The following is an 11,255-nucleotide window of genomic DNA, read 5'->3' as shown; positions in this document are numbered from 1 at the left end:
CGGACGCCCCGGCCATCGCCACGGCCAGCGCAGCGACCGTCGGCGCCGTGAACACCGTACGCACATCGGCGGCGAACCCCGCCTCCCGCAGCCGCCCGACCAGCGTCACGGCCAGCAGGGAGTGCCCGCCCAGCTCAAAGAAGTTGTCATGCCGGCCCACCCGGTCCACGCCCAGCACCTGCGACCAGACCCCAGCCAGCGCCTCCTCGACCGCCCCCTGCGCGGCGACGAACTCACCGGCCCGGGAGGCACTCGCATCCGGAGCCGGCAGAGCACGCCGGTCCAGCTTCCCGTTCACTGTCAACGGCACGGAAGCCAGCGCGACGAAAGCCGCCGGAACCATGTAATCGGGCAGACTCCGCGCCAGATGAACCCGCAGCCCCTCAACGGACACATCCGGTCCGGCCACATCCGGTCCGGCCACATCCGGTCCGGCCACATCCGGTCCGGCCACGTAATAGGCCACCAGCCGCTGATCCCCCGGCACATCCTCCCGAGGGACAACCACAGCCTCCCGGATACCCGGGTGGTCCAGCAACCGCGCCTCGATCTCCCCCAGTTCGATCCGGAACCCACGAACCTTCACCTGGAAGTCGTTACGCCCCAGATACTCCAGCGAACCGTCGGACCGCCAACGACCCAGGTCACCACTCCGGTAGAACCGCTCACCCTCCACGACCACGAAACGCTCAGCCGTCAGCTCGGGACGGTTCAGATAACCGCGGGCCACGCCCGCGCCACCGACGAACATCTCCCCGGCGACCCCGACCGGGGCGGGACGGCCCTGCGGGTCGAGGACGTGCACGCGCAGGTCCGGGATCGGCACACCGATCGGGCTACCCACGGAGTCGACGTCCTCCTCACTCACCGGCCGGTACGTCACATGCACGGTCGTCTCCGTGATCCCGTACATGTTCACCAACCGCGTCCCTGCACCAGGGTTCTGCTCGAACCACGGCCGCAGCGAAGCAGGCTCCAACGCCTCACCACCAAAGACCACCAACCGCAGCCGGTGACCCGCCTCCGACACCGACTGCGCCCGCACCAACGGCGCAAACGCCGACGGCGTCTGACTGAGAACCGTCACACCCTCGGCACACACCAACGCATACAGATCCTCCGGCGAACGCACCACGTCAGCCGGCACAACCACCAACCGGCCCCCGTGCAGCAGCGCACCCCACAACTCCCACACCGAGAAGTCGAACGCATACGAATGCGCCAGAGTCCAGACATCGTCGGCGCCGAAGCCGAACCACGCATCCGTCGCCGAGAACAACCGCGACACGTTCCGGTGCTCAACCATCACACCCTTCGGCACACCCGTCGAACCCGACGTATAGATCACATACGCCAAATGCTCCGGACGCAGCCCCACCCCCACCGGATCCGACTCCGGGCAACCAGCGAACACCCCATCCCCGGCATCCAGCTCAGCCAGGTCAAGAACCGGCAGTTCACCCGCGAGTTCCTCCATGACCGCGACCGCACCGGCCCCCGCCGTCACCACCGCCCGCGGAGCACTGTCGGACAGCATGTGAGCAAGCCGGTCCACCGGATACGCCGGGTCCAACGGCACATACGCGCCACCCGCCTTCAGCACACCCAGCAACGCCACCACGAGATCCAGCCCACGCTCGGCACACACACCGACCAGAACATCCGGACCCACTCCGGCCGAACGCAACGCATGTGCCAACCGGTTGGCACGGGCATTCAGCTCCGCATACGTCAGCGAACGACCCCCGTGCACCACCGCCACGGCATCCGGCGCGGCCGCGACCCGGTCCTGGAACAGGGCGGTCAGGGGGGTTGTCGGTGTCGGTCCGAGCGGGGTCCGCGGAGTGTTGAAGCCAGTGGTCAGGAGGTCATGCTCGGCCTGGGGCAGGATGTCGAGTTCCCCGGCCGGGGTCCGCGGGGCCTGTTCCAGGGTCTGGACTACCTTCTCGACGGCGCTCGCCAGCAGGGCTCCCACCCGGGCCGGGTCCACGGCGGCGCCGCCCCGGTCGTCGTCGGCGATCTGCGCCGTGACGGTGAATCCCTCTCCCAGGTCGTCGACCGAGATCACCACGGGGTAGTTGGTGCGCTCCCGGCTGTCGAGGAACTCCACCCCTCGCCAGACGTCCGCGGCGTCCCGGGACGACAGGGGGCGGCCGCTGTGGCGGTAGTTCAGCAGGCTGGTGAACAGCGGTGCCGACGGCGCGACGGCGCTCGCCTGCTGGGCCAGCGTCAGCGAAGCATGCTCATGCCGCAGCAGTTCGGTCAGCTGCCGGTGGGTCTCCTGGGCGTCCGTCTCGACGGACGCCCTGCCGATCGCGATCCGGACCGGAAGGGTGTTGATGAACAGGCCCAGACCGCGTTCGGCCCCGGCACCGCCGTGCATCCGCCCGAACAGCACGGTGCCGAACACCACGTCGTCCCGGCCCGTCACCCGCGCCAGGACCTGGGCCCAGGCCAGGTGGAACAGGCTCGCGGTCGACGTTCCCAGGCGACGCGCCTGGTTCCGCAGGGCCCGGGCGACCGGGTCGCTGATCCGGACCACGGCTTCGGTGACGTCGGTGCCGTCGCCCCGCACGTCCAGAAGTCCGAACGGCGCCGTCGGCTCGTCCACGTCGCGCAGCAGAGCGGAGAAGAAGCTCCGGTGCTCGGCTTCGCTGACTCCCAACAGCGCCTGTGCGACAACATTGCGGTAGGGAACCGGAGTTGGCAGCGCCACGTCGGTGGCGATGGCGGCGATCTCCTCCTGGAGCACGTCGAAGGTGGTGTGGTCGCCGGCCATGTGGTGCAGCAGCACCAGCATCAGCCAGCGCCCGTTCTCCTCGTCGTGGGCGACCACCCCCCGCAGCCAGGGCGCCCGGCGCAGGTCGAGCCGGAACCGGCTGGGATGGAACCGTTCCCTGAGCTGGTCGGCGGCGCTGACGTCGCCGGCATCGAGGCCGATCTCGTCGACGGGCAGTTCGACCCAGCGGTGGACGACCTGCACGGGCTGGGGCAGACCTTCCCACACCACGGAGGTCCGCAGGATGTCGTGGCGGTTCATGACCTGCTGCAAGGCACCGGTGAACTGGTCCAGCAGCCCTCGGTCGTCGAAGGCGATCAGGCTGGAGAGCAGGTAGGCGTCGCCGTCGCCGCCGAGCAGGTGATGGAAGAGGATTCCCTCCTGCAACGGCCCGAGCGGGTAGATGTCCTGGACGTTCGGCGTGCCGCCGGGTACGGCGGCCACCACCAGGTCGATCTGTTCCTGGGTGAGCGACACCAGCGGCAGCATCGGCGGGGTGATGACCGTCGCGGGGCTCCACCACTCCAGGCCACCGCGGTCGATCTGCTCCAGCAGTGCGTGTTTGTTGTCACGAACGGCCTGGACGAAGGCGGCATCGAGTGCGTTCTTGGGAGCGCGGATCGCGATGTTCTCCCCGTCCCTCCGAATCTTCACGGAACGGAGGCCGAACTGCACGTAGAGTTCCTCGATGCCCATGCTCTGATCTCCCGCAACTGATGAATTGCCGCTTGCCCAGGGCATGATTACCGACCGTGTGTCAAACGCCCCGACAGGTGCACACCCGGTCCGGGTGTGCAGCAGCAAGGAACGGCCCGATCACGGGGCTACACCGCAGACTTGCCCTGTCCGGAAAGGAGTCCCGGAGCCGGCGTGGTATCTCGCAGACGACCAGCAACGGACGCCCCGAGAGGGTCTGATCGGCGGCGAACACCTTGCCGCAGTATTGCAGAGCGCTACATATGTTTCAAAATCACCTAGGGTCACATGTTTCTCACAGATCTGTGGACTGACCTCCGGTCAACTTCCTTGTTGCAAAGGAGGTCGGCAGGCCGACCAAGTAACCGCTCCCGGAGCCAGCCTGAAACATGTGTTCCTGACGGAAGATCAAGACCCAGGCTACGCAACAGGGGGTGTGGTAGCGCAACTTGACACGCCGAAACACATACGGCGCGGCGATACGCCGGAGAGATCGACGCAATGAACGGTGGCATCTGCGCAGCGGGCATCTTCGATGTCTGGTCGGGCCTCGTAGCGGGGCAGCAGTCGGGCGACCTCCGGGAAGGACCGCGCGAGGGTGGCCCGGCACATACCGCACGGGGCCGCTTGCCCGACCACATCGGCGACGAACCCCGAAAGCTCACCCGGAGCCGTTCCACCTTCCCCGGCCTCATGCCGGGAGGACGCGCACCACCGGGCGAGATCACCCAACGCGACGAAGCACTGCGCACGGCCAGGTGTTCCCGCCCAGCGGACCGCGTCCTCGTGTCATGTCGTGGCGAGTGCCTCGGTCGGGGTGAGCCGTGCCGCACGGATCGAGGGGTATACGCCCGCCACCATCCCGATCACCACGGCACCGCCCACCCCCGCACCGAGCACCGTGAGCGGGATGACGGGCTGCCAGCCCTCGTAGAGGGCGAAACCGGCGGTGGCCAGTACCCCGATCACCGTGCCCGCGATCCCGCCGAGAAGTGACAGCACCACCGACTCGGTGAGGAACTGACCTCTGATCTGGCCCCGGTTCGCGCCGAGCGCGCGCCGCAGGCCGATCTCCTTGCGGCGTTCCAGCACCGAGATGTACATGGTGTTCGCCACACCGATCCCGCCCACGAGCAGGGCCACCCCCGCAAGGCCGAGGAACAGGGACGAGAAGGCGCTGTTCGTCGCCCGCTTCGCCGCCAGGGCGTCCGAAGGGCGGCTGACCTGTACCAGTCCCGGCAGTTGTGGGTACAAGGTGGCGGGCAGCACGGACGAGACCGCCTCGATGGCGTCCTCGCGTGCCTTGACGTAGACGACGGTGGGATGCCCGTCGAACGCGAGCGTCTTCTTCGCCGCCTCCCAGCCGACCAGCACCGAGCGGTCCAGGTCCGGCGCGAGCGGCAGCGGATCGAGGATGCCGATGACCGTGAACCACGTGGTTCCGATGACGATCTGCGGTGCCTGCCGGCCCGGTGCCAGGCTGGTCACACCGAGGCGGGACGCCGCCTCGTAGCCGAGGACCGCTGTCGGCAGCCGGTCGGCCGCGGCGTCGAGGAACTTCCCTGCCCGTACGTGGCCGTTCACCGCCGACAGCAGGCCGTTGCCGCTGGCCAGGACCGTGAGGCCCAGTCCGTCGTGGGGGTCGGTCCGGTCCGAACGGTGCACCAGCTGGTGGGTGTTGGCGACCTGGCCGGTCGCCGTGACCGGACCGATGCGAGCAGCCATCTTGTCGGCGGACGCGGGCAGCGCCACCGGAGGATCCTGGCCGGGCTGAGGGCTCGCACGGAGCATGTTCGTGCCGAGTGCGGACAACTGGTCGTTCAGCGCCCGCTGGCTGGACGCCGGAATGCCCGTCACCAGGACGAGGGTCGCGATGCCGATGGAGATGCCGAGCGCGGACAGCACGGCACGCAGTCTGCGGGTCCGGATGCCGAGCAGACCCAGCCGCAGCACGTCGGACGGGCTCTGCCGGGCCGGACGGGCGAGCCGCTCGGGGGAGGCCGCGCTCACCGGTGCTCCCTGGGGGCCGGGCCGGAGGCGCCGTCCGCGGCGAGGCCGGCCGCCGGCGCGGAGCCGGTGCCCTGGTACCGCGCCGGGCCCCGGCGCGGTCCGGTGTCTTTGACGATGCTCCCGTCGCGCATCTCCACCTGGCGTGGCAGCCGCGCCGCGATGTCCCCGTCGTGTGTGATCACAGCGATGGTGGTGCCCTCTTCGTTCAGTCGGACGAGCAGGTCGAGAACGGCCTGGCCGTTGGCGGAGTCCAGTGCGCCGGTCGGCTCGTCCGCGAGCACCAGGGCGGGTTCGTTGACCAGCGCGCGGGCGATCGCGACGCGCTGCCGTTCGCCACCGGACAACTGGTGCGGCAGATGCCCGACCCGGTGGCCGAGCCCGACCCGTTCCAGTGCGGCAACCGCGAGCGGGGTGCGCCGCCTGCGCGGCACCCCCGCGTACAGCAGGCTGGTGGCGACGTTCTCGACCGCGGTCAGCCCCTCCGTCAGGTGGAACTGCTGGAAGACGAAGCCGAGCCACCGCCCGCGCAGTGCGGACAGCCGCCGGTCGCTCAGGGACGCCGCGTCCTGCCCCGCGATCTCCACGGTGCCGCGGGTGGGCAGGTCGAGTGTGCCCATGATGTTCAGCAGCGTGGACTTGCCGGAGCCGGACGGGCCGACGATGGCAAGCAGTTCGCCCTCGTGGATGGTCAGGGACACGTCGTCGAGCGCCGTCACGCCGCCGGGGAACGCCTTGGTCGCGTTCGTGAGCCGCAGCACGACGGACGGCTCGGCGGGTACGGCGAGGATGCGCAGGGTGTCGTCGGCGGCGGGTGTGGGGAACGTGTCGTCGTCGGGCGCTGGGGCCGTCGTGGCGTGCGGCCCGGTGCCGGGCGCCACGACGTCGCGGTGCTTGCCCTCGCGGGGCGAGCGGTGGTGGGCTCTCACGACGCCGTCACCACCCGCTCGCCCTCCTTGATCCCCGTGCCCGAGACCTCGACCCGGCCCTTGGCGAACAGTCCCGTCTTCACGGCGACCAGTTGTCCGCCTGGGCGCTGGAGCGCGTAGCCGCCCTCCTGAAGCGCGAGGAGCGCGCCCACCGGCACGGCGAGGACGTTCTTGCGGGTCTCCGTCGTGAAGGTCACCCGCACGGGTGCCGCGTCCAGGTTCTTGACCGAGGCGCTGTCCTCCGGCACCACGGTGACCTGCAACGACGGCGAGGAGTCGCTGCCGGACGGGTCGGCTTGGGCATCTGGGCCGCCCTGCACAGCCGTGCCGACCGACGTCACTTTTCCGGGCACCTGCCGGGTGTCGGGCAGGGTGATGAGGACCTTGTCGCCCTTGTGGATCTGGGCCGCGTCGCCGGCGTCGGCCGTCACCGACACCGACTTGTGCCGGGAGGTCACCGACAGGACGTCCTCCGTCGCCGGGTCGCCGAGCTGAGCCTTGACCGCGCCCACGCGGACGGGGCCGGGCAGCACGATCGCCTGGCCGATTGACAGCGTCCGGGTCTGCTGCTGGCCCGTGTCGCGCTGCCAGCGCTTCAGCGCGTCGAGGAGGGAGGAGGTCAGGACGGTCGCAGGTGCCTTGGCCGGGCCGGCGGAAGGCTGCACGGTGCGCTGCTCGGGGCCGATGTCGTACCCGAGGGCCTTGAGGTTGTCCGCGAGGACGGTCACATCGGCGCCGCTCGCCTTGGCCTTGACGGCCGCCTTGTCCAGCGTGCGGAATACCGGGGTGTCGCCGTAGAAGACCATGACCGGCTGGTCGTCCTGCCAGTACAGGGGTTTTCCGCGGGTCACCGTCGATCCGCTCGCCGGCAGTCTGGTGATCAGGCCCTGGCCCGCGCCCTTGATCGTGACCGCCGTGCCGTAGCCGAGCGTGCCGGGCAGCGCCTTGCTGTCGGACAGGTCGGTGCGCTGGATGAGCGTGGTCTGGGCGGACGGCACTCCGGCGGGCTTGGTGTGGTTGGCGTCCCCGTGCCGCTTCAGCGCCGTTGCGCCCCAGGCTCCGCCCGCGACGACGGCGAGCACGGCGACAGCGACGGCGATCCGGCTGCCGGTCCGAGGCCCGCCCCGGCTGTCACCGTCGGCCGACGGGGGCGCGGCACCCCTACTTGCCCTTGCCACCGAAAGCCTCCAGGCGGCAGTCACGGTCGGCCTTGTCCGTCGGGATACCGCCGTCGTTGTTGTCGTCAAAGGTCCAGCCGTCAGGGTTCCCGTCGGATGTGAAGACCTGGTGGACCTTGTAGCCCTTCGCCCTCAGGCACTTGACGTAGGCACGGTAGTCGTCCGCGTAGTGCGGGTTGGTCTCGGGGCGCTCCTCGGCCGGCTGGAGCGGCATCTTGTACAGGCACGCGTGATACTGCGCCTTGTATTGGTCGGTGACCTTCTGCTCCTGCACCGGGGGCGCCTGGTCGCCGGGGTGCTCGACCCGCCCGGTGTACATCGGCACGCCGTGGGCCTGAAGGCACGCCCAGTACACGTTCCAGAGCTGGTCGATCTCCTCCTGGGAGCTGTCCAGGCGCACCTGCGGGCGCTTGGCCTCGATGGCGGCGTCGGAGGACTGCGCGGCGGAGGGGTCCTCCGCCTTCTTGCCGCCCGACGAGGCGGTCGGCAACGAGGCGACGCCGCTGTCCGACGATTTCTGTCCGCTGTCGGTGCTGCTGTCCCCGCCGCCGCAGGCCGTGAGGACAAGGCCCGCCGCCAGGAGGGCGGCGCTCAGGACGGCGGTCCGGGCGCGGCGCGTTGCCCGCGGGGCGAGCGCGGTGTCGGGGGCGCCGGCGGCGGGGCGCGGCCGGCCTGTCTGGTATTCCATGGCACCGGAGCGTTGCTGGTGCTTGTCACAAACTTGTCAGGATGCGGTAGTCCTGTTGTGGTCTCGTGCTCGGGGTGTTCGAGCGCGTCGTGGGGGTTTGTAAAAATCGCGGCATGTGCGCGCATGTTGTCGTCGCTGAGGACGACGCCAAGCAGGCCGAGCTGATCCGCCGCTACCTGGAACACGAGGGCCACTGCGTGTTCCTCGTCCCGGACGGCCGGGCTGCGCTCGAAGAGATCCGCCGTCGGCTGCCCGACCTGCTGGTGCTCGACGTGATGATGCCTGGGCTGGACGGGCTCGGGGTGTGCCGGACCATCCGGTCGGAGGCCGGCCTCGCCGGGCTCCCGGTGCTGATGGTGACCGCCCGGTCCACCGAGGACGATCTGCTCCTCGGTCTGGACCTGGGCGCGGACGACTACCTGACCAAACCGTTCAGTCCGCGTGAGCTGATGGCCCGCATCCGGGCGCTGCTGCGGCGCGGCGTGCGCGCCCGGGCGGCGCCCGGAGTTGCGGACGTGGCGGGCGCGGCAGGCGGGCCGCCGGGCGGCGACCTGCTGCGCGCGGGCGCGGTCGTCGTCGACCCGGCCCGGCATGAGGTGTGGGCGTATGGGACGAGGATCTCCTGCACACCGGGGGAGTTCCGGCTGCTGGAGGTGCTCGCGGGCCGGCCGGGGCAGGTGTTCACCCGGCCACAGATCCTGGAGCGGCTGCACGGCTTCGACCAGTACATCACCACACGGACGGTCGATGTGCACATCATGAACCTGCGGAAGAAGATCGAGGAGAACCCGCGCCGGCCGGTGTGTCTGGTGACCGTGTACGGGGTGGGTTACAAGCTTTCCGACGGCGGACGTCCGTCCCGGCCCGGGGGCGTGCGCCATGAGCCGTGAGGCATCGGCGGGGTCAGGTTTCGCCGTGCTGGTGCGGCGCAGCCTGCTCCTGCGGCTGCTTGCCGTGACGGCACTGGTGTCGGTGTGCTCGATCACGGCCACGACGTGGGTGGTCGTGCGGACGACGGCGGTAGCGATCCGTCAGGAGCAGGGCAAGGCCCTCGCCGACGACACGAAGACGTACGACGTGCTGGTCGGCTACGCGGCACGGCACCGGAACTGGGACGCGGTGGGACCCACCGTGGCCGAGCTGGGGCGGACGACCGGGCACCGGATCGTCCTGCGCGATGGCGAGCGGACGCTGGCGGACTCCGCACCGGTGTCCGGCCACCCGTACGTGCCCTCGCCCCAGCCGACCGCGGTCATCGACCCGCTGGCGGTCGATCCGCAGCTGCTGCCCGCCGTGGCGCGCGAGGGAGGGATCGACCCGCGTGTGGTCGGCCCGTACCGGGTGTCGGACGCGGAGAGCACACGGCTGCTGGGCTCGGCTCGGGTTGTCGTCGAGTGCTTGCGGACCGCGGGTGCCGCGGCGCGGATGGTGGTCGGCCCCAGCGGCCGGCCCGTGGTTCGCACACCGGAGGGAGTGCCCGTCGGTGACCGGTGCGGGGCGGCGGCGCTGAACAACCCGATGCCGTCGGAGCGGAAGGCACTCACGACCCTCGACGGTCTGGTCGGCAGTTGCCTGACGCGGCGGGGACTGAGCGGGGTGACCATGCGACTCGACGGGTCCTGGCAGCCGCTGCGCGCGCAATCCCGTATGCCCGCGCCTGACAAGGACGTGCGTGACTGCCTCACCAGCGGGCGTGCGGAGCAGCTGGAGCCGTACGTGGCGCCCGCCGCTCAGCTCTACGTCAGCAGCCCTGGCGACCAGACCGCCACCACCTTCCTCGACCTGTCGGCGCCCAACAAGCTGCGGATCGCGTGGGGCGCGGCGCTCGTACTGCTGGTGACCGTCGCGGTCACGGCCTTCGCGGGCATCCGGCTCATCCGGCCGTTGCGCAGGCTCACGCTGGCCGCACAGCGGATGGAGGCCGGGGACGTCTCGGCGCGGGTCGAGGTGACGGGCGGCGACGAGATCGCGCGGCTGTCGGCCGCGTTCAACGCGATGTCACGGCGGCGCGAGCAGCTGGAGTCGGCTCGCAAGGCGATGGTGAGCGATGTGTCGCATGAGCTGCGCACGCCGCTGACCAACATCCGCGGCTGGCTGGAGGCGGTCGAGGACGGTGTCGTCCCACCGGACGAGAAGCTGGTGGCCTCTGTGCTGGAGGAGGCGATGCTGCTCCAGCACGTCATCGACGACCTGCGGGACCTCTCGGCGGCCGACGCGGGGGAACTGCGGCTCGCCACCGAGCTGCTGAGTGTGGCCGACGTCCTCGCCCAGACGGCTCAGGGCCACGGTCCTGGGGCCGAGGCCGCAAAGGTGCGGCTCGTGGTGGCGGCGGACCCGGAACTGATGGTGCCGGCAGACCCGGTACGGCTGCGGCAGGCGGTCGGCAACCTCGTGTCGAACGCCATCCGCCACACCCCGCCCGGCGGCACCGTGCTCCTGAAGGCAGCCGGTGACCTGCCCGTCCCCGTCCAGGCCGGGAGGGCAGCCGCGGCCGTCACCGGGGCGGGCGTCCGGATCGAGGTTTCCGACACGGGCCCGGGGATCGCGCCCGAGGACCTGCGTTACGTCTTCGAGCGTTTCTGGCGGGCCGAGAAGTCCCGCTCGCGCCAGACCGGTGGCAGCGGGCTCGGCCTGTCGATCGTGCGCAAGCTGATCGAGGCGCACGGTGGCACGGTCGAGGCCCGCAGCACCCTGGGCGCCGGCTCGACCTTCATCCTGCGACTGCCGCTGACCCCGCCCCGACCACGGTGAAGGAGTTCCGCGCCGAGGAGAACGTGGACCTCGCCGGGGACACCATCGCCTACTGCCGTATCGGCAGGCGTGGGCCCTGGCCCGGTTCGTCCGGCACGGGTTGCCCGGTGTCGAGAACGTCAGGAACTGCGACGGCTCGTGGACCGAGTACGGCAGCCGCGTCGGCGTCCCGGTCGAACTCGGCGCCGGCACGCAGCCTGTCCGGGGCCCGGGGGCGCCTACCGGCC

At 70.5% G+C, this 11,255-nt stretch carries 7 protein-coding genes; 2 read left to right on the top strand and 5 right to left on the bottom strand.

Annotated features, from left to right (window positions below; genetic code table 11):
• The 5 genes from ACFYPJ_RS24020 to ACFYPJ_RS24000 all read right to left on the bottom strand — a co-directional run.
• On the bottom strand, positions 1 to 3,475 hold a 3,475-nt coding region (locus ACFYPJ_RS24020; RefSeq protein ID WP_389020664.1), incomplete at its 3' end, for an amino acid adenylation domain-containing protein.
• 789 nt (positions 3,476 to 4,264) lie between these two features.
• Positions 4,265 to 5,485 (bottom strand): ABC transporter permease, encoded by a 1,221-nt coding sequence (locus ACFYPJ_RS24015; RefSeq protein WP_389020661.1) that lies wholly within the window; start codon positions 5,483 to 5,485, stop codon positions 4,265 to 4,267.
• Complete coding sequence (locus ACFYPJ_RS24010) at positions 5,482 to 6,243, bottom strand: ABC transporter ATP-binding protein (protein ID WP_389020695.1); 762 nt, start codon at positions 6,241 to 6,243, stop codon at positions 5,482 to 5,484. The genes ACFYPJ_RS24015 and ACFYPJ_RS24010 overlap by 4 nt, the downstream gene beginning before the upstream one ends.
• Before the next feature lie 164 nt (positions 6,244 to 6,407).
• Positions 6,408 to 7,589: a hypothetical protein gene (locus ACFYPJ_RS24005; protein ID WP_389020658.1), complete on the bottom strand. Its 1,182-nt coding sequence runs from the start codon at positions 7,587 to 7,589 to the stop codon at positions 6,408 to 6,410.
• A complete protein-coding gene (locus tag ACFYPJ_RS24000) occupies positions 7,573 to 8,277 on the bottom strand; it encodes a hypothetical protein (RefSeq protein WP_389020656.1) in 705 nt (234 codons plus the stop codon). The genes ACFYPJ_RS24005 and ACFYPJ_RS24000 overlap by 17 nt, the downstream gene beginning before the upstream one ends.
• A gap of 113 nt (positions 8,278 to 8,390) precedes the next feature.
• Here ACFYPJ_RS24000 and ACFYPJ_RS23995 point away from each other — a divergent pair, with 113 nt between their 5' ends.
• Entirely contained in the window at positions 8,391 to 9,167 is a 777-nt protein-coding gene (locus ACFYPJ_RS23995; protein WP_389020654.1) for a response regulator transcription factor, read from the top strand.
• Positions 9,157 to 11,028, top strand: coding sequence for a sensor histidine kinase (locus ACFYPJ_RS23990; RefSeq protein ID WP_389020651.1), 1,872 nt, complete (start codon positions 9,157 to 9,159; stop codon positions 11,026 to 11,028). Before ACFYPJ_RS23995 ends, ACFYPJ_RS23990 begins: the two co-directional genes overlap by 11 nt.
• The last annotated feature ends 227 nt before the right edge of the window (positions 11,029 to 11,255 follow it).

Origin of the sequence: Streptomyces sp. NPDC006012, from assembly GCF_042871185.1 — a bacterium.
Taxonomy (GTDB): Bacteria; Actinomycetota; Actinomycetes; order Streptomycetales; family Streptomycetaceae; genus Streptomyces.
The sequence above is the reverse complement of the archived record's forward strand: the minus strand, read 5'-3'. Positions and strand labels throughout refer to the sequence as shown.